Source organism: Amycolatopsis sp., from assembly GCF_025464955.1.
GTDB lineage: Bacteria > Actinomycetota > Actinomycetes > Mycobacteriales > Pseudonocardiaceae > Amycolatopsis.
This window is the reverse complement of sequence record NZ_JAODNM010000035.1, coordinates 1-18780: the sequence shown is the minus strand read 5'-3', so window position 1 is coordinate 18780 and position 18780 is coordinate 1. Positions and strand designations below refer to the sequence as shown.

The 18780-nt window shown below is 64.2% G+C and carries 20 protein-coding genes and 2 pseudogenes; 14 read left to right on the top strand and 8 right to left on the bottom strand.

Features of this window, described 5'->3' with window-relative positions:
• Window positions 1–123: pseudogene (locus JWQ81_RS07215) on the bottom strand (IS630 family transposase); the annotation flags it as partial.
• A 133-nt stretch (window positions 124–256) separates the two neighbouring features.
• On the opposite strand from JWQ81_RS07215, the gene JWQ81_RS07210 reads away from it, so the two are divergent.
• Together JWQ81_RS07210 and JWQ81_RS07205 are read left to right on the top strand one after the other, a co-directional pair.
• Complete coding sequence (locus JWQ81_RS07210; protein ID WP_297538858.1) at window positions 257–1177, top strand: alpha/beta hydrolase; 921 nt, start codon at window positions 257–259, stop codon at window positions 1175–1177.
• Entirely contained in the window at window positions 1177–1773 is a 597-nt protein-coding gene (locus JWQ81_RS07205; RefSeq protein ID WP_297538856.1) for a CGNR zinc finger domain-containing protein, read from the top strand. The genes JWQ81_RS07210 and JWQ81_RS07205 overlap by 1 nt, the downstream gene beginning before the upstream one ends.
• Window positions 1774–1987: 214 nt before the next feature.
• On the opposite strand, the gene JWQ81_RS44825 is transcribed toward JWQ81_RS07205, so the two are convergent.
• From JWQ81_RS44825 to JWQ81_RS07195, 3 genes and pseudogenes are all read right to left on the bottom strand, one after another.
• A complete protein-coding gene (locus tag JWQ81_RS44825; protein ID WP_366942267.1) occupies window positions 1988–2137 on the bottom strand; it encodes a hypothetical protein in 150 nt (49 codons plus the stop codon).
• Between the two features lie 413 nt (window positions 2138–2550).
• Window positions 2551–3084: pseudogene (locus tag JWQ81_RS44820) on the bottom strand (AIR synthase-related protein); the annotation flags it as partial.
• Between the two features lie 518 nt (window positions 3085–3602).
• Entirely contained in the window at window positions 3603–3905 is a 303-nt protein-coding gene (locus tag JWQ81_RS07195; RefSeq protein WP_297538852.1) for a transposase, read from the bottom strand.
• Window positions 3906–4187: 282 nt separating this feature from the next.
• Between JWQ81_RS07195 and JWQ81_RS07190 the strand changes: the two genes are divergently transcribed.
• The 7 genes from JWQ81_RS07190 (at window position 4188) to JWQ81_RS07160 (ending at window position 8854) form a co-directional block, all read left to right on the top strand.
• Entirely contained in the window at window positions 4188–5036 is an 849-nt protein-coding gene (locus tag JWQ81_RS07190) for an MBL fold metallo-hydrolase (RefSeq protein ID WP_297538850.1), read from the top strand.
• Window positions 5037–5059: 23 nt separating this feature from the next.
• The gene (locus tag JWQ81_RS07185; protein ID WP_297538847.1) at window positions 5060–5848 is read left to right on the top strand and encodes an enoyl-CoA hydratase/isomerase family protein; all 789 of its coding nucleotides are present in this window, start codon (window positions 5060–5062) and stop codon (window positions 5846–5848) included.
• 13 nt (window positions 5849–5861) lie between these two features.
• A complete protein-coding gene (locus JWQ81_RS07180; protein WP_297538845.1) occupies window positions 5862–6416 on the top strand; it encodes a DUF302 domain-containing protein in 555 nt (184 codons plus the stop codon).
• Complete coding sequence (locus JWQ81_RS07175; protein WP_297538843.1) at window positions 6413–6907, top strand: nuclear transport factor 2 family protein; 495 nt, start codon at window positions 6413–6415, stop codon at window positions 6905–6907. Before JWQ81_RS07180 ends, JWQ81_RS07175 begins: the two co-directional genes overlap by 4 nt.
• A 60-nt stretch (window positions 6908–6967) precedes the next feature.
• Window positions 6968–7261 (top strand): hypothetical protein, encoded by a 294-nt coding sequence (locus JWQ81_RS07170; RefSeq protein WP_297538841.1) that lies wholly within the window; start codon window positions 6968–6970, stop codon window positions 7259–7261.
• Between the two features lie 509 nt (window positions 7262–7770).
• The gene (locus tag JWQ81_RS07165; protein WP_297538839.1) at window positions 7771–8151 is read left to right on the top strand and encodes a hypothetical protein; all 381 of its coding nucleotides are present in this window, start codon (window positions 7771–7773) and stop codon (window positions 8149–8151) included.
• Window positions 8152–8362: 211 nt separating this feature from the next.
• Complete coding sequence (locus JWQ81_RS07160; protein WP_366942266.1) at window positions 8363–8854, top strand: GNAT family protein; 492 nt, start codon at window positions 8363–8365, stop codon at window positions 8852–8854.
• 463 nt (window positions 8855–9317) lie between these two features.
• On the opposite strand, the gene JWQ81_RS07155 is transcribed toward JWQ81_RS07160, so the two are convergent.
• Together JWQ81_RS07155 and JWQ81_RS07150 are read right to left on the bottom strand one after the other, a co-directional pair.
• Window positions 9318–10721: an ATP-binding protein gene (locus tag JWQ81_RS07155; protein ID WP_297538837.1), complete on the bottom strand. Its 1404-nt coding sequence runs from the start codon at window positions 10719–10721 to the stop codon at window positions 9318–9320.
• A complete protein-coding gene (locus JWQ81_RS07150) occupies window positions 10718–11389 on the bottom strand; it encodes a response regulator transcription factor (protein WP_297538835.1) in 672 nt (223 codons plus the stop codon). The genes JWQ81_RS07155 and JWQ81_RS07150 overlap by 4 nt, the downstream gene beginning before the upstream one ends.
• Before the next feature lie 273 nt (window positions 11390–11662).
• Here JWQ81_RS07150 and JWQ81_RS07145 point away from each other — a divergent pair, with 273 nt between their 5' ends.
• Both JWQ81_RS07145 and JWQ81_RS07140 read left to right on the top strand, forming a co-directional pair.
• Window positions 11663–12520, top strand: coding sequence for an isocitrate lyase/PEP mutase family protein (locus JWQ81_RS07145; RefSeq protein WP_297538833.1), 858 nt, complete (start codon window positions 11663–11665; stop codon window positions 12518–12520).
• A gap of 64 nt (window positions 12521–12584) precedes the next feature.
• Complete coding sequence (locus tag JWQ81_RS07140) at window positions 12585–13586, top strand: bile acid:sodium symporter family protein (RefSeq protein WP_297538831.1); 1002 nt, start codon at window positions 12585–12587, stop codon at window positions 13584–13586.
• A gap of 66 nt (window positions 13587–13652) precedes the next feature.
• Here the strand turns inward: JWQ81_RS07140 and JWQ81_RS07135 are convergent, their stop codons facing one another.
• On the bottom strand, window positions 13653–14060 hold the full coding sequence (locus tag JWQ81_RS07135) for a hypothetical protein (protein ID WP_297538829.1): 408 nt from the start codon (window positions 14058–14060) through the stop codon (window positions 13653–13655).
• Window positions 14061–14533: 473 nt separating this feature from the next.
• Between JWQ81_RS07135 and JWQ81_RS07130 the strand changes: the two genes are divergently transcribed.
• A complete protein-coding gene (locus JWQ81_RS07130) occupies window positions 14534–15571 on the top strand; it encodes a DUF2813 domain-containing protein (protein WP_297538827.1) in 1038 nt (345 codons plus the stop codon).
• 32 nt (window positions 15572–15603) lie between these two features.
• On the opposite strand, the gene JWQ81_RS07125 is transcribed toward JWQ81_RS07130, so the two are convergent.
• Window positions 15604–16356 carry a transposase family protein gene (locus JWQ81_RS07125; RefSeq protein WP_297538825.1) on the bottom strand — a complete coding sequence of 251 codons (753 nt, stop codon included), beginning with the start codon at window positions 16354–16356 and terminating at the stop codon, window positions 15604–15606.
• A 125-nt stretch (window positions 16357–16481) separates the two neighbouring features.
• Between JWQ81_RS07125 and JWQ81_RS07120 the strand changes: the two genes are divergently transcribed.
• Window positions 16482–17180 (top strand): ATP-dependent endonuclease, encoded by a 699-nt coding sequence (locus tag JWQ81_RS07120; RefSeq protein WP_297538823.1) that lies wholly within the window; start codon window positions 16482–16484, stop codon window positions 17178–17180.
• Between the two features lie 64 nt (window positions 17181–17244).
• Window positions 17245–18624, top strand: coding sequence for a UvrD-helicase domain-containing protein (locus JWQ81_RS07115; protein ID WP_297538821.1), 1380 nt, complete (start codon window positions 17245–17247; stop codon window positions 18622–18624).
• The last annotated feature ends 156 nt before the right edge of the window (window positions 18625–18780 follow it).

The window sequence follows — 18780 nt, the reverse complement described above, 5'->3', positions numbered from 1 at the left end:
CACGATCCGGCACCGCAACGCCAACGCCTGCGACGACTTCGCCCGGCGCGACCACCGCACCAACTGCTCCCGCTCGGCATCCGAGAGCACCAGTTCAGCCTTCGGACGCCCCATGCGTGTCATAACGACAATCCTAGCACTTAACTTAGGAATTAAAGACGTAGGACACTAGCGGGCGGGGTCATCGCAGGACTGAGGGGTGCGCGCGGGCGGCCAGACCGGCTGCTGTAACAGCTGAACATGTTATGATTGTTACGTGGGCAATGTCGAGCGCAGGGACGTGGAGTTCGTCGCGGACGACGGGGTCCGCCTGCGCGGGTGGCTCTTCGTGCCCGAGGGCAGCCAGCCGAGGCCCGCTGTCACCATGGCGCACGGCTACGCGGGCGTGAAGGAACACGGTCTGGAGCCGTTCGCTACTGCCTTCGCCGAAGCGGGCTTTGTCGTGCTGCTACATGATCACCGCACCTTCGGCGCCAGCGGCGGCGAACCCCGCCAGGAAGTCGACCCCGGGCAGCAGATCGAGGACTGGCGCCGGGCCGTCTCCTTCCTCGAAGCCCAAGCCGAGGTCGATCCGGACCGGATCGGCCTGTGGGGCACCAGTTACGCCGGTGGTCACGCCATCGTCATGGGCGCCACGGACCGCCGCTTGCGGTGCGTCGTTGCGCAGGTGCCCACGATCAGCGGATACCAGCAGGGCCTGCGCCGGGTCGCGCCCGATGCCATCGCCGGCCTGGAGCACGCCCTCGCTGATGAGGAACGGGCCCGATTTCGTGGCGAACCGTTGCGGCGGCAGGTGATTGTCAGTGCTGATCTCTCGGTGCCCGCGTCCTACCGGGCACCGGACGCCATCGAGTTCTACCTCCAGAACGTCCCGGATGGCAGCTGGGCCAACGAGGTCACCGTCCGGTCCAGTCGGCTGGCCCGTATGTACGAGCCGGGAGCCTGGATCGCCCGAGTGTCACCGACACCACTGCTGGTGATCGTCGTGCTCGCTGACACGGTCACGCTCACCGATCTGCAACTCGCGGCCTACGAACAGGCCCTCGAACCGAAGCGGCTGGTGACCATCCCCGGCGGCCACTTCGATCCGTACAGGGCCGAATTCGGCACCGCCAGCGCGGCGGCCGTCGACTGGTTCAGCGAGCACTTGGCACCGCACAACGAGGGACGGCAGTAATGGCTTGGACGGCGACGGCACGATACGACGTCGGAGTTGCCCCGGGCAGCTTCGCGCTGGTGCAGGACCTGCTTAACACCCTCTCTGCAGGCAAGCCACGCAAGGATGACCTACTCGCTGAACTGGACTCCGCGCGCAGCTGGCTCGACCTGGCACTCGCCGAGTGGTCGCAGGCGGTGGACCGTGATGCGCCGGAGATCGACCTCGACGAACCGGGCCGCGAACAGCTGCTGGCGGTTCGGGATCAGCTGCACGTCCTGATCGGCGGCGCGCAGCCGACCGCCGAACTCGACGGCAGCGTTCCGGTCTTCGACAGCGCCGACGCTCGTCTGTTTGTCGACGCAGACGGCCTGGTTCGGGTCGAGCCGAGCGGCACGGGGTGGCAGCGGCTGGTGTCGCTGATCCTGATCGAGACGCTCGACGCCCAGCGGGCCAACCAGTGGCGCCGACTCAAGGCCTGCCGGAATTCCCGCTGTGGCGTCACGTTCTTCGACCGTTCGAAGAACAACAGCGGCGCCTGGCACGACGTACGCGTCTGCGGCAACGTCGCCAACGTGCGCGCTCATCGAGCCCGGGTTCGCGCCGAGGCCCCGTGATGAGTCGTCACGGCTCCGCTTCAACACCCGCCGGGTCGCTGAAGTGCTCGGTTCCAGGCGCACCGTGCCGGGCAGCGCCTCCGTCTCGATCTGCGGGTAGTCGTCGCTCACGACGGTCGGCCGCAACCGGTGCCCCGCAACGATTCGGTGCCGCACTGGCCAGAGCGGCACGCTGAGCGGGTACTAGGCACCAGGCGTCACCGTCGCTAGCTTCTCATGCCCGTCGCGGTGGCTCGCCTTGAGCCATCCGTACGAGCCGGGTAGCCGTGCGGTCTTTGTCAACGTCCTCAAGCACGACGGTGATGTTGCCGTCCGCAGCGGTGAAGGCGACTTGAAGCTCCATCTCGATGCCATCGACGACCACGACGTCGTGGTCAAGCGGCGCGGTATCGAACGACAGCCGCCCGGTGTTCGCCTCGAACTCTGCGGTTGTCGGCGTCGCTGTTGACGTTCCGAGAACACCGTCGGTGGCCGGAATCCACGTGGCCCTGCGCTGTCGCAGTCGTACTGCGAATCCGCGTAGTGCTGTGAAGCGACCTCGGGATCTGAGACGACCTTCGCCAGCAGCTCGCCGAGCTCGTCCGCGCTCAGCTCCGGCCACGCGACTTCGGCCGCGTCGGCCGCGGGCACCTGATTCGTGCCGACCTGCTCCTCGTCGAAGTCCAGCAGCTCGTAGGCGACGTCGAAACCGAGCTCGCCCGGGTCCGCCGGCAGTTCGCCCGCGGTCAGTTCGAGCACGTCGTGTTCGGTCTGCTCGGGCTGGTGGAAGACGGTGTAGCGCCCGTTCCCGGAGAACCGGCCGATCACAGTCGTGCGCACTTGGTGGCGTTCGAGGATCTCGACGACTTCGGCGTGCCGCTCCGGTTTGACCGCGAGCAACATCCGCTCCTGCGACTCCGAAAGCAGGATCCGCCACATCGGCAGCGCCGAGGTCTTCAGCGGCACCAGTGCGGTGTTGATCCAGACGCCGCACGGGTCGCCGATCTCGCCGACCGCGCTGTTCAGGCCCGCGCCGCCGATGTCGGTTAGTGCCCGCATGCAGCCCGCGTCACGCAGGTCGATCAGCGCCTTGCGGAACTTCACCTGCTCCAGGGGCGCGCCGATCAGGACCGCGGTGACGTCCATCGTGCTGCCGGCGGAGCCGGCGGACGCGCCGTGCATGCCCTCGTTGCCGGTCAGCGCGCCGATCAGGACGACGAGGTCGCCCGGCTCGGGCACGCCCGGCTGCGCGGACTCGACTCCACCGGCATGATGCCGATGCTGCCGCCGAGCGCGAACGGGCTTCGCCCGGTACGCGGGGTGGAAGGTCATGTGCGAGGACGTCATCGGCACGCCAGAGGTGTTGCCGTACTCCTTGATCGCGGGGACGGTGTCGCGCGCGATCTGGCGCGGCGCGGGCCGGTCGGCGATCGGCGCGAGGGTGCCGGGCACGCCGAGCGCGGTGTACTCGAAGCAGCCGTTTCTTGCCCTTCCAGGCCGGATGCCCGCGCTTGCCCGTGGGCGCGGGTAGCGTGGCGTTGCTCGCCAGGCGGGTGGTGAATGTGGTGTTGCAGGCCACGGTGCGCCAGGCCGGTCCCCGGTAGGCGGCGTCGGCTACCACGTGAACGCGTCGTTCGGGGAAGGCTCGGACGAGCAGACCGGCCAGGGCGCGGGCCACATCCGGCTTGGACTCCCCGGATTTAGGGATATGCAGACGGAACAGGACTGGCAGGCAGATCGGCCTGGTCAGGAACGCCCGCGGTCACGGCCAGGCCGACGACCACGAAGCAGTTACCCGCCCGATCCCGTCACGGCTCTTCGCGGAACCGTCGTGCTGCCAGAACAACCCGTTAGTCCTGATGGGCGTAGCGGTGGAACAGCGTGTCGTCGACCACCACCGTCGACGCCGGCCCGGCCGGGACGAACCGGGCCACCACCAGCCGGGCCACGAGCAATCCGAGCGTGTCGAGATCCCAGCGAGCGTGGGAGAAGAACCGGTGCGCACGGGCGTGATGGGATCGTCCTGCCAGACCGGCCGCGCTCCACATCCCGGTCACCGTCCGAGAACCGGTGGCTCCCAGCAAGCCGGTCATCAGCGAGGTGAACGTGGCGAAGCTCGGCGCGGTGAACACGCGCCGCACACCTTCGGGCACCGACAGCAAACAGGACGGTACGGTGGAGACAGGAAGCGTTGGCGAATCTCTCGGACAACGGGCGGTTACAAGGAACGCCGATGCTTCTCCCATGTCCGGCCAAAACCGCCGCCATCGCCCCGTGTCACCAGAAGATCAACCAACCGTGTCACCAGAAAGTGCGAAACCTCAGAAGCATTGAAGCTTTGAATTGATCCCTTGCGGTAATAGCCAAACCTGCTACGATTATTACGTGCTCGCCGAGCGGTCGCCTACCTCTTCCAGCAAGGGTTGTTCGTAGACATGACTGAAACGCAACTGACCTGGCGTGTCCACGTGGCGCCTTCGGTGCCGACCGAGGCCGCCGACAAGCCACCGGGCACGGCCAAGCGCGCCTGGTCGCCGATTTCGTCGACGCTGATCTCGGGTGAGCGGGACGCGGTCCTGGTCGACCCGCCACTCACGGTCGAGCAGAACGACCAGCTCGTCACCTGGCTGCAGGACAGCGGGAAGAACCTGACCGCCGTCTACCTCACCCATGGCCACGGAGATCACTGGTTCGGCCTCGGTACCGTGCTCGACCAGTTTCCCGGGGCGCGCGGGCTGGCCACACCGACCGTGCTCAAACGAATGCGCGAGCAGGTGTCTACACCGGCACTACGGGAGTTCTGGCGCTCACGCTTTCCCCATGAACTTCCCAGCAACATCGTACTTCCAGAGGAACTTGAGGGAAGCTCGATTCTGCTTGAGGGCCACGAGTTGAACGTCATCGAACTGGGGCATACCGACACCGACGACACGACGTGCCTGCACGTGCCGTCGATCGACCTCGTCGTGGCCGGTGACTCCGTCTACAACGACGTGCACCTCTACCTCACGGAGTCCTCGGCCGAGGGCCGCGCCGCTTGGCTGCGTGCGCTCGACCGGATCGAATCGCTCGCACCCCGTGCAGTTGTCAGCGGCCACAAGCGGGCGGGCAACGATGACGACCCGCGTGACATCGAGCAGACCCGTCAGTACATCCGCGACTTCGACGAACTGGAACGTCGATATGCGACCACCCGTGAGCTTTTCGACGCAATACTCGAACGCCATAGGGACCGGATCAACTCCGGCGCGCTCTGGGGTTCCTGCCGCGCAGCCAAGGGTTGACCGACCATGACACTGGAGCCGAAATGAGCCATCTCACCTGTTCAATCGAAGCCGGTGTCGCCGAACTGGTGCTCACGAACCCGCCACAGAACCGCATCGACGAGCAGACCGCCGACGAGTTGGTGGCCGCCGTCGAGACCATCGGGCGCAGTAGTGCCCGGGCAGTCCTGGTCCGGGCCGAGGGGCGGGACTTCTGCTTCGGCGGCGACATCACCACCTGGTCCGACCTGACCAATCGCCAGTTGCGAGCACTGTTCGAGAAGTACCTGTCCGCGTTCAACCGGCTGGAACGGTTGCCGTTACTAGTGATCGCGGCGGTCCAGGGACTGTGCGCGGGCGGTGGCTTCGAACTGGCGCTGCGCGCCGATATCATCTTCGCCGGGGAATCCGCGCGGTTCGCTCACCCTGAACAATCCCTCGGCCTGGTCACCGTGCTGGGCGGCGTGCAGCGAGTCGCGGCGCGGGCAGGCCGCGCGAGGGCCGCCGAGTGGGCCTTGACCTCGGACCAGGTTCCTGCGGCGGTGATGGCCGACGCGGGTGTCGTCAACCATGTCGTCGCTGACGACCTGCTGCTGTCGACCGCGAGGTCCTTTGCCGTCAAGATCGCCGCCGGGCCCACCCGCGCGCATACCGCGCACAAGGCGTTGCTGCGTGCTTGGGAAGACGGTGGCGTCACCGCCGCGGACAACGCGCTGTTCGATATCGCCATGCCGTTGTTCGAATCCGACGACACCCGTCGGGGACTCACCTCCGCAACCAACGCACTCCGTGCGGGCGTGCCGAGGCCGTCGCTCGACTTCACTGGAAACTGAGAGGGGACACGACGTGACTGGCTCGATCCAGGTCGTCGCACACGAGGTGCGCCGACTGACAATCCCGTCCTTAGCGACGTTCGCCGACTTCCGCGAGCGTTACGAGAACGCGGTGCCGGTGTTCGACGCCGCCCGCTTCGAGGAGTTCAAACGGATCGGTGCTGACTGGGACACCGTGCTGCGCGCCACCGCCGAGAACGCACCGTACGAGTTCATCAGGTACTGGGGCACCGACGTCGGCTCGCTCATGCGGCTGGCCGGTGACTGGCTGCCGTGCGCGGAGTACCTGATGGGTAACCACACCATCGCGCAGCGCATGTACCGGCACGACCCGGCCGTGATGCTCTACGCGCCGCTGCGGACCGCGATCCACGAGGACCGTGACGGCCGCTCCTGGTTCTCCGTCGACCAGCCGAGCACCCGATTCGGCAGCTTCGACAATCCGCAGATCGCCGCGGTCGGGCTCGAACTCGACGGCGAACTCGCCCGCTTGCTGACCCACCTCGAACTGCCAGTACCGACCGAACTGACCGCTGATGGCCGTACCACCGAGAGGACAAACTCATGATGAACCAAGCAATTCGCGCCACCCTGGTTGCCGCAACGGTGCTGGGAGCGATCGTGATTCCAGTAAGCGCCGGCGGGGTTTCGACCCCATCGCATAACACGCCCACGCTAACCGATCCGGAACGCCAGGCAATCGTAAGCCGGTTCGCCACCGCGTTCACGCACGATGACCATGCCGGTATCGCGGCGAACAGCGCTGCCAACATTACCTGGACCATTCCCGGCACCAGCGCGGTGTCCGGCGAGCGGCGCGGTGTCAATGCGGTGATCCACCTCGCCGATGTCCTTGCACAGTACGAACTGCACATCTCCGTGCAGGCGTTCACCTTCGGCACCGACACGGTGGCAGTGGAACTGCGCGACTCCGGCAGCCACAACGGCAAGACCCTGGATCAGGACGTCGTCAACGTGCTGACCATCCGTGACGGCAAGATCGCCAGCGCCGACGGCAACCTCGCCAACGTCAACTCGTTCGACGCCTACTTCTCCTGATCCAGCGCGGCGTGACGAGATGGACCAGGACGACCCGATGACGAGTAGAGGATCCGGACAATGAACCCCACGCCCGATGCGAACAACGAGCTGACACCGCTGGAACAGTCTCAGCACCCCCTCGCCGTCGCCGCCGCGGCCGGCGACGGCTCGGCACAGCCCGAGTCCGACCGGCCGCAGGCCTCCTATCGGACCGAGGTAATGGGCCTCGGTCGCTTCCAGAAGGAGGGCCTGGTCACCGAGGTTGCGACTGGCCGTTCGTGGAGGATGCCGGCCGACGAGGGCAAGTACCTGCGCGGCACTGATAAGGCGCCGGCACCCGTTGATGCACTTCGCCGCAGGCCTACACAGTGACGTTTGCTCGAGGATCGTCCGGATCGCCGAGCGCCGCGGACTGATACTGAACCGGGTCGCCATCTCCTTTACCCAAGGCTTCGGGTCCCAGGGATCGTACGCCCGCGGTGAGGCGGTCGCCCTGGTCGGCGACTTGTCCTGGACGATCGAGGTGGCCTCTGCCGCCTCGGGCGACAGCGAGATCGAGGAAGTCGTGGTCCAAGCACTGTCTACCTCGCCCGCTCGCGCCGCCATGACCAGCGCGAACGAGGGTGCCTTCGCGCTTTACACGAACGGCCGCTCAACACCAGTAGTTGGCGTTCCCCAGTCCGACTCGCCAGCCGAGGAGGATCCGTTCCTCCGTCATGCGGCACCCCCGAAGCCGCTGGACCAAAGCGGCAAAACGGAGCAGATCCTGGTGAAGTCGCCCAGCGACGGGCCGCTCAACCTCAAGCTGAGCGACGCCCAGAAAGGTTCCATCCTGTGGCACATCCAGGCCTCGGGGGTGTACCGGTTTCGACACCCACACGGTGGCGACCACGGTGAAGTTCCCGAACGCGGGTGCCACGCAGTGGACGCTGATCAGCGACGACACGAGTCACACCGCCCCGAGCCCGCTCGCGTACTTCTCCATCGGGACCGCGTTCTGCTACCACACCCAGCTGTGCCGCTACGTCGACGTCCGGCGCCTTCCCGTATCCAGCCCACGGCTGGTCCAGGTCAGCAAGTTCATCACCGATGAGGCGACCGCCGACTCCGCGCCGTTCGACACGCACCTGTTCATCAACGGGACGGTAACAACTGACCAGACGAAGTCCTTGCTGACCGCCGCAGCGAACACCTGCTACGCGCACCGCGGCCTGGGTGTCGAGGTGACGTCCGATCGGAAGATCACGGCCACCGTCGCCTGACCAGGTACGGTCGGACCCACCACAATGCCGAATTCCTACCGACGGGCGCCGCGCGGCACTCCCTGACGCGGTGTCCCGTTCTAGCGCGGGCGAGTCCCTGCACGGATTCAGCTCTCAGCGACTGGCGTTCCCACGATGAGCGCCGAGCAAACCACGAGCGCGGTCTGTCTGCGTGGTGCCAAGGTGCAACTTCGCGAGCTCCGTCGATGACGTGGACGGTTCGCTCAGCGCGGTCGGCGATGACCGAGTAACTCGGTTTCCCTCGTTCGATTCCCGCGCCCGCGAACAAGCGCAGACCATGCTAACTGGCGCTATCGAACGAGCAGGCGCCCACCTGCGCGTTGAGTACTACCTTGCACCTACTCGCAATGACGATGATCAGTTCATCGGGTTCGCTCGACTCGGCCTGCCAGGCGTCAAAGCCGCAAAAAGTGGCTACGCCATTGGTGCGGAGCGTTGGGGCAACGGTTACGCCACGGATGCCGCACGAACTATGGTTACGTTCGGATTTCAACGTCTCGGTCTGCATCGCATCACAGCTGCAATCGGGCCGGACAACTCAGCATCGATCGCCGTCGTCAAACTTCTCGGTTTCATATCCGAAGGACGACTACGTGAGCACGTGTTCACCAACGGAGCGTGGCGAGACTCCGTCCTCTACTCCATCCTTCACCCTGACCGGCTCCCCGACGGCGAGCGCTGAGAACCGCCGAGCGGGACGCAACGTTATCAGCAGGAGAAGCCATACAGTCCCCCACACGCGAGGTCGGACGGGACGACGGGTTGTCGCACGCGTCTCAAAAGCGGCGTTTCAAAGGCGCTTTTCGAGTTTTGCGACGGACTAATCGGACTATATCCCCAACCCATCGACAACACTGTTTCACCAGCTCAGAGACCAGGAAACCCGTCACAGCGGTTGTAATGGGTTCATCGGCTGGTTGTGACGGGCGGTCGGTACCCGGCGACGATAGGAGTTGCGTTGACTACCGAGAGGGATGAACTCTGTTCTCGAAACCGCAGCGAGCCCGAATTGTCGGTTGGGCCGGAAAACACCGTGCCCAACCGGCGGCGTCGGGTGCTTCCTGGTGATCCTGCGACAGCTCGACACTTCTGGACGCGCGGCCGAGGCGGACGACACCGTCGCGAACATCGCGCGCCGGCTGCGCTCAGATCTCGGTATGAGCTGACCTGCATGGCAGCGCGAAGCTAAAGCTGCTGCCGCGTCCGGGCGCGCTGTCGACCCAGATGCGACCGCCATGTGCTCGCACGATTTCCCGGCTGATGGACAGTCCTAGTCCGTTGCCACCAGCCGACTTCGTGTGTGCGCCGTCGAATCGGTAGAAGCGGTCGAAGAGGTGAACCAGCTCGTCCGCCGGGATGCCGGGGCCGGTGTCGCTCACAGTGGTCACGATTTCGGTGTCATCCTGCCGCAGCCGGACATCGATGACGCCGACCTCCGTGTACTTCAGCGCGTTGTCGATCAGGTTGCTCAACACCTGGTCGATGCGTTCGCGGTCGGCGTCGACAGGCTGGCACGCACCTTCAAGATGGAGAGTGACCTGCTTGGCGATAGCCAGTTCACTGAACCGGGAGATCACAGTGGTCGCCTCTTCCCGGAGATCCATGGGGCGGCGCAGCAGCTCCAGCTCGCCGCGGTCGATTCTGGCCTGGGTGAGCAGATTGCTCACCAACCTGCTCATCCTGTCGACCTCCGCGGCGTTGCGTTCGAGCGCCAGGGCGGCCGGCCTCGGTAGATCGGGCAACGTGAGAGCGGCATCGAGTTCCGCACGCATGATGGCCAACGGGGTTCGCAGTTCATGGGAGGTGTCGGCCACCATCCGCTGGTTTTGGTCCAGACCGTCACGGAGCCGGTCGAACATCGCATTGAGCGTCGAGGACAGGAGGCCGACCTCGTCAGCCGTGCCCGGTGCCGCGAGCCGCTCGCCGAGATGGCCGACGTGGATCCGCTCGGCGTGGCGGCTGATCCGGATAATGGGCAGCAGGGCGATGCGCGACAACCACCAGCCGCTGATGCCGGCGACCAGGACGGCGATGAGTCCGATGATCACCAGCAGCGAGGTCAACTGCCCCACGACGCTGTCGTGGAGATCCAAGGAAGTGGCCAGGACCAGGATCTGCTGATGGCCGAGGGATCCCAGTGAGCGGGCGATCAGCCTGAAGCGCTGTCGTTGGGGACCCAGTTCCGTGGTCAAGACGCGGACATCGCCGCCGAGCACGGAGGCTGCGATGTCCGCGCTGACGGTGGGCGTCGTCGACACGCTGTCGCCCGCGGTCTTGACAACCTCGCCACCCGGAGTGAGCAGTTGTGCCCACGATTGGCCGCCGAGAAGGCCGGACGTGGCGGCATTCGCATTCTCAATGAACTCACGGTCACCTTCACGCAGATAATCGGCGCAAAGCTGCTCGGTACGCTGCCGCAACGACTGATCGATCTGGGTCGATATGTCGCGGGATAGCCCGAGCGGCACGAATACCGCCAGGGCGGCCAGCAGAACGGCGAGTACGACGAGATACGAGGACATGAGCCGGAGCCGGATCGGGATTCTCACGGCGTTCCGACCTGGTATCCTATTCCACGCACTGTTCGAATGACCGTTTCCCGCCCGGGCACATCGAGTTTGCGCCGCAGATATCCGACGTACACGTCGGTGACATTGGAAGTGCTGTCGTGATCGTGACCCCACACGTGGCGGGTGATCTGTGCCCGGCCGACCGCGGTGCCTCGGCGGCGCACGAGAAATTCCAGTAGTGCCCATTCCCTGGTGGACAACGGGATCAGACGTCCTTCACGGCTGACAGTACGTGTTGCCGGGTCGAGTACGAGGCCGTCGAGGACGAGCTTGGCCGGGCGCTCGGCGGGTGAACGTCGTAGGATCGCTCGCAGGCGAGCGACCAACTCGGCGAACGCGAACGGTTTGATGAGGTAGTCATCGGCGCCGGCGTCGAGACCGCGGACCCGGTCGCGGACGTCATCTCGAGCGGTGATCATCAGAATGGGCATCCACTGGGCGCGTTCGCGCAGCGTACGGCAGATGGTGAGCCCGTCGGTCCCCGGCAGCATCACGTCCAGCAGAACGGCCTCGTAGTCTTCGTCGCGGGCGCGGCGCATAACGACGTCGCCATCGGTCACGAGGTCGACCCAATGTCCGTCCTGCTGCAGTCGGTGCCGCAAGGCGAGCGCCAGCTTCACTTCATCCTCGGCGAGCAGAATGCGCACGCACTTCTCCCCAGGTGGCCGACGGTGGTATTGATGCCATCATCCTAGGTATCCGCGCGTTTGAGAATCCACCCAATGGATGATCTTGTCCTCATTCTGACAACTGAAACCAGTTGTTCACACCGACTTCACGGCCGTCGTTGTCCGGACGTGTGCCGGCCAGTGAATCATGAGAGTCCGATGAGACTACCCTCTTCGGCCCTACTGGCATCCCGGCGCGCGGGTAAGACTTGGGTGTCCGTTGGCCTTCTCTGGCAATCTAGGGAGATAGCAATGCGTGCCGGTGACAACCTCCGCTTCGATGTGAATTCAAACTCGATTACGCCACTGATCGGTGTGTTCGACATGTTCTCGGCCTCCTTGGCGGCTCAGCACTACAACGGTATGTTCATCTCGGGTTTCGGATTCGCCGCGTCGTACTACGGTCTCCCTGACATCGGTTTTATCGCTTGGCCCGACATGGTCAACTTCGTGCAGCGACTGCGGCTCGCGTTCCCGCAGCAGCACCTGCTGGTCGACATCGACGACGGCTACGTGGATCCGGAGGTCGCCTGCCACGTCGTGGAACACCTTGAGCGGATCGGCGCCTCCGGGGTGATCCTCGAGGACCAGAAGCGGCCCCGGCGCTGCGGCCACGTGGACGGCAAGCAAATCCTGCCCCTGGCGGAATACCTGGAAAAACTGGACCTGGTGCTCCAGACGCGGACCGACATGGTCGTGGTCGCTCGCACTGACGCGACCGACGAAGCCGAGATCCTCCGGCGAGCGGAGGCGCTCGCGGCCACCGACGCTGACGTGCTGCTGGTCGACGGGGTGCGCAGCGTTGACTGGATCCGCAAGGTGCGCGGCGTGATCGGAGACAAACCGCTGCTGTTCAACCAGATTGCGGGCGGGAAGTCGCCGCGGCTGTCGTTGACCGAGCTGGAGGACCTCGGCGTCAATGTCGCGATCTACAGCACGCCCTGTCTTTTCGCGGCGCAGACCGCGATCGACAACGCTCTGCTCGAACTGCGGGCCAACGATGGCAGGCTCCCCGAAGTCAAGCAGGGCGATGTCGGCGTAGCGGCCTCCATCGCGCTCCTGGAACGCAACATCAGCCGGAACCAGCGGCACAGCCCGGTGGACGCGTGATCGCGCCCGGAGCGTGAACCCGTCGCCCGGCCCGCGGTGTCTACGGCAGTGAAAGAGGTACTTCGTGTCGCGGATCCAGGTGCTGTCCCGGCTGCGTCCTGACCCCTATATCGTGGCGCTGCTCGCGACAGTCGCGCTTGCTTCGGTGCTTCCGGCGAGGGGCGCGGTCGCGGGCGGACTCGGGTACGCGACCACGATCGCCATCGGATTCTTGTTCTTTCTCTACGGTGTCAGGCTCTCGACCCGGGAGGCCCTCGACGGGTTGAAGCAGTGGCGGTTGCACATCGTGGTGTTCGCCAGCACGTTCGTCCTGTTCCCGCTGCTGGGCTTGGCCGCGAAGGTACTCGTCCCGGGCGTGCTCACGCCGGAGCTCTACACCGGCCTGATGTTCCTGTGCTGCCTTCCCTCCACGGTCCAGTCGTCGATCGCGTTCACCTCGATCGCCCGCGGCAACGTCGCCGCGGCGATCTGCAGCGCCTCGTTCTCGAATCTCATCGGTATCCTGCTGACGCCGCTGCTGGTGGCGGTGTTTCTGTTTACCGGCGGTGGCGGGGTATCGCTCGGTTCCGTTCGGGACATCATGCTGGAGCTGCTGGCGCCGTTCGTCGCCGGGCAACTGCTCCGTCGCTGGATCGGTCCGTTCGTCACCGGGCGCAAGAAGGTGCTCGGCTATGTGGACCGGGGCTCGATCCTGCTGGTGGTCTACTCGGCATTCAGTGAAGGGGTCGTCGCCGGGATCTGGGGGCGGCTGACGTTCGCGTCGCTGGCGGTGCTTCTGCTGGTGAACGCTCTCCTGCTCGCGATTGTCATGATGGCCACCATGTCCACGGCGCGCAGACTGGGTTTCGCCCGCGACGATGAGATCGTCATCGTGTTCTGCGGGTCGAAGAAGAGTCTTGCCAGCGGCGTGCCGATGGCAACTGTGCTGTTCCCCGCGGCGGCCGCTGGGGTTGTCGTCTTACCGTTGATGCTGTTCCATCAGCTCCAGCTTGTCGTCTGCGCATGGCTTGCCCGTCGTTACGCCATACACCGAGAGCTGGAACCGTCGAACACAGCCGACTCGTGAGCATTGCCGCAGCGTGCCCGATGGTCGGAAAGCTCACGAGAGGCACTTTTCGGGCGTTGTGACGGGTTACAGGGTCCTGCCGGACTGGCTGCCCTCTTCGCCCAGTTCGAACACAAGCACCACGTGCCCGGGAGGGCGGTCCCAGACGATGACGGCGAACTCGCGTGAGATGGACTGCCAGTCGCGCGGGGCTTCGACGCGATGGGCCCCGAGGAATTCCGCGCGTGCCCGGCCCGCCCAGGACTCACAGGCACTGGGTGTCAGGCTGTTACAGTCCAATGCCCATGCGTCTAACGCGCGGGTGCCGGCACGTGCACCGAGCAGGCTTTTGACCTGCCGTGCCTGGTCCACCGCTATGCCGAGGTGGCTCGTCACGCTGTCGTCACCGACGGCGAAGTTCTCGTCGTCTGCTGTCCCGAACCGCTCCCACCAGGTGCTGCTCGTCGTCCCGTAGATAACATGCGGTCGGTGCACGCCGTTAGTGGCTCCGTCCCAGTCAGCTGGCTGTTCATCGGAAGAATGGTCCGGCAGTGCAATGTCCGTTTACATGCCCCGCTCACCCGTTCCGACCGTCTCCGATGGGACACGTCGTTGCCGAGAAAGACGGATTTAACCTGGTCCCCCGCTGCTACGCCTTCCCGGCGCGGCTGAAAGTCTATACCAGATCACGAAAATCCTGGGATTTCATACCAGCGAGTCGCATTGCAGTCCAGCGCAGTCGTCGAGTGACTGCGGTCTGGCGTGAGGCGCCCGGCCCTAGGCCGCCACGTTGGGCAGGTCGACGGGCCTGTGCGCCCATTTCCGTCGACTTCGCGGAGTTACGATCCGGAATCGATACCACGTCTTCTGGAACATTCCTATCAGGATCGCGACATCTGGATGCAGACCGCCGAACCGGGACGCAGTCACTTCGTGCAGTGGATAGGAGGCCAGCGAAGGTACGGCGAGTGTCGATCAGCAACTTCCGGGGGATCAACAGTGGCACCGTTCTCCTGGAGTCACACAGCCTGCTGGTGGGTGGAAACGCCGTCGGGAAGTCCACGGTGCGCGAGGCTCTAGACCTTGCACTCGGGCTGGAAAGACTCTACCGACGGCCTGTTATCGACGAGTACGACTTCCATCGAGCCGGCTACCTTGCGACCGGGGAGCCGCCCGAACCCTCGGTGCCGGTCCAGGTGCGCATCGAGGTCGTGCTGACGGACCTTTCAGCTGAGGAGCGCCGCCGATTCCGCGGTCACCTTCAGCCCTGGTCGAACGACACCGACGACTTCGCCCTGCCGGTCGCCGACGACGCGATCGACCTGGTCGAGGGCGAGTGGCGCTTGCCCGTGATGTTCCTCGTACGCTTCAATGTCGCCGAGGATGACTTCGAGGGCGCCACCTTCTTCGCCCACCCCCGCCGCCCCGAGGGAGACTACGACGAGGACGAGCTCGGCGGAGACCTATCCCCGTTCCGGCGAGACGACAAACGCTATTGCGGATTTCTGTACCTGCGGCCTAACCGCACAGGTAATCGCGCGTTGAGCTTCGGCCGGGGGTCCTTGATCGACACCATCGTACGGCTGGAATCGGACCAAACCGAGTCGTTGTGGACCAGCGCACTCGACGCGCTGGATACGATCGATCTGGCCGAGAGTACGGCAGGATTCGCCAAAATCCGGAGTGCACTAATATCTCGAGTCCGGAATTTCTTATCGATTCCCCTAGAGGACACAGCGATCGGCGTGCGCCCCTCGGACTTGACCCGTGAGCATTTGCGTGATGTGTTGAGGATGTTCATCGCCACCCAGCCGGGTACGTATCCCGTACCGTTCAACCGGCTGTCAACCGGTGCGCTCAACGTACTCGTGTTCGCGTTGTTGACGTATATCGCCGATCTGCGCGGACCTGACTCGGTCATTTTCGCGATGGAGGAACCCGAGATCGCGTTGCCGCGGCACACACAGCGACGCCTCGTCGATTTCGTGACTACAACCATGGGATAGGCAATCGTCACGTCCCATTCACCGAGGGTTATTCAGCTGGCCGCGTAGAACACCAACCCAATTACGGTTGAGATGGTTTCTTTGAACGTCGAGAGTGGCCTGCGGTAGTCAGTGTGCATGATGCGCCAAGTCTTGAAGTTGGCGATGGTTCGCTCGATGACATAGCGGATCTTATTGATCTGCGTATTGAATTCTTTCTCCCAGTCGAGGAGGTCACGGCAGGCGGGTTTCCTGATCGGTGTGATCATCTCGTTTCCGACGTGCCCCTTGTCGCCGATCCAGTGACCAGGATCAAGCGTCAGAAGGACCTCAGATTCACGCAGACAATGCGTGTCATGCCGACTTCCCTCGATCGGGTCGGAGATCCAAGCGAGACCGCCGGCGAGGGTGCAGGCGACCTGCACGTTCATGCCAGTGGTCTTGTGCTTGCCGGAGTACAGCTCGGGGCTCGAGGCCCATGACCAGCACGGAAGCAAGGTGCCGTCCACGACGAACTGCGTCCGGCCGTCAAGCTCGTCAGCTGTCGGCACAGAGCCCTCAAGCACCTGGCAGAGCAGCGGTGTCACCCCAGTGATCGCTCGGCTGACCGCCGGCTGGGACACCCCGTACGTCTCCGCCAGCTCCGCCTGGACTCGGTTGCGGCGCAGATACGTCAGCGCCACAACGACGGACGTAAACAAGCCCAAGATAGGCGGCCACGGGCACGTTTCGTTCACGGTTTTATGGCGGATGGCCGCGCATAACTCCACGATGCGATCCCGGGAAAAGCCAGTGGCCTGATACATGTCAGGCGGTCCGTTTTTGTGAGAGTTTTGTGTGGTAACTTTATTCTCTCAACAAGCGGGCCGTCGTTTATGTCAACACACCCAACGGGTACGAGTTATCTCGCCCTGAATAAGCCTCACCCTACGTGATCGAAAGGTTCGACCCCGACCGGATCGTGGTGCTTAACCGCGACGACGACGGGATCCTGACGAGCAAGCCGATCGAACTTGGCGACGATCTGAAACCGAAAAGGTATCGGCAGCAACGACGGCAATTCGCCGAGGCCGTGCTCGCCCGCGGTGTTCTCGTCGTTGAAGGAGCCACCGAAGTAGCAACGTTCCTGGCGATCGCCGACGCGCTCGATGCCGACCCCGCCACCGCCTATCAGCACCCCGACGTGGCCGGTCTAAGCCTGTTCGACGCTGGCAGTGATAAGGACGTCCCTCAGTACGGGCCGATCTTCGCTGCCTTGGGAAAAGCGGTGTTTGGAGTGCACGACACGCCTACCACGCCGCTGACACCCGAGCAGCTTACCAAAGCGCAGTTGTTCACCATCCACACCGACATCGGTTACGCCGGGATCGAAGCTCTCCTCGTCGAGGAAATTCTGCCGTCCGTCCAGCGCAAGGTTCTCGTCGCGGTTGCAGCCCGCACCGACTACCCGGCGCAGTGCGGCCTGCTACCCGAGCCGGCGAGCGACGATCAGGTGCGCGATCTAACTCAGGAGATCTTGAAGAAGCGGAAGGGTCCGAATCGTACGCCCCCCTGCTCATTGCCGAGTGCAATCGTGCCGAACTCCCAGCGTCCCTGGTCACGTTGCTGCTCGACATCGACGAATGCCTGACGCCCCGTCCGCAAGCGGAAAGTGGACCTTCAGCCCAGGACACTCAAGACCCCGGCGACGCTTGATGGAACTCGATGACGTCCGTAAGGAGATCCTCGATGCTCCGGGCCACCTGCTGATCCAAGGTGGACCTGGTAGCGGAAAAACCACGATCGCACTGCTCAAAGCAGCGCGAACGCTGGAGACGCTCGAGCCAGAGCAGCATGTGGTCTTCCTGTCCTTCTCCCGTGCCGCCGTGCGGCAGATATCCGAGCGAGTCGGCGAGCACCTCCCTCGCGCCATCCGCTCGCTTCTGGAGGTCCGCACCTTCCACGCGTTCTTCCTCGAATTCATCAGAGCCCACGGCCTACTCCTCACCGGCACCCCCTCAGCGTTCCTGCCGCCTGACGCCGAACGCCAGCGCCAAGCCGATCACGACGGCGACTGGGACGCCGAGACCATGGCTCTGGCCAGCCGCGGCGTCTTTGTCTTCGACCAGCTCGCTGCCACCGCGGCCACACTCCTCGAGCACAGCTGCCGCCTGCGGATCCTCTACAGCGACCGATACCCCCTTGTCATCGTCGACGAGTTCCAAGACACCAACCTCGATCAGTGGCGGGTCATCCAGGCCCTCGCCGAAAGGTCCACCGTGATCTGCCTGGCGGACCCGGACCAGCGCATCTACGAAGAATTCGTCAAGGGAGTCGACGAGGAACGGCTGCACCAGGCGATCAGTGCGTTGGGCCCCAGGCTTTTCGACCTCGCCGGAGACAATCACCGGAGCGCCGGAGGCGGCATCCTCGACTACGCCAACGCTGTCCTTCGGAACCACCCCGCCAATCGACCGCCAACCGTAAACGAGGTCCACTACGGCTATCCATACACACCCGAATCCGTCGCGCACCACGTGATACTTCAACTCCAGAACATGTTGACCGATCAGCTCGGACATCAGCCCACAATCGTCGTCCTCGCGCCGTCCAGTGCTTTCGTCGCCAGAATCTCAGAAGCGATCTCCACCGAGCAGACCGTCAAGGGAAACCCATTGCCTCCCGTAGACCACGAGCTCGTCTGGGAGCCAGGTCTCTCGGCGGCAGCAGGGCACGTCGTGGCAAGCATCCTCGAATGGCCGACGCTTCCCCGAACTGAGGCGATCACAGGTACCTTCAACCGGATCGCGGATTTCTATCGAGTTAAATCCGAGGAAAAGCAAGTACAGCAAGCGCGATCCGCAATCCGTGTCACCAATAATTCAATAAAGTCTTTCTTGAGCGGAAAAAGTCCTCGCGCGAAAACTGGAACTACTGTAATTCAAGCCTACGACGACGGGATCCAGCTCACCGGAAATCCGGTCACGGACTGGCAGCTCGCGCCCTGGCCTGTGGACTTACCGACATCTGGGATGGCCAAAGGTCTTATCCCGGCGCCACGGACGTGGTGCGCCGCGTCCTTGTGGACGAACTGATCTATGGCCAATGCCACGTAGCTTAAGTTGATCTTGCTGTGTGGGTGAGGCTGTGCAGCACGATCGTGGGTGGGCTGGGGTGGCGTGTGCTTGCCGGTTCTGTGCGTTTCTTGACACGGTAAGCGTTGTGCCGTAAGCGTTTCACCGCGCGAGGGC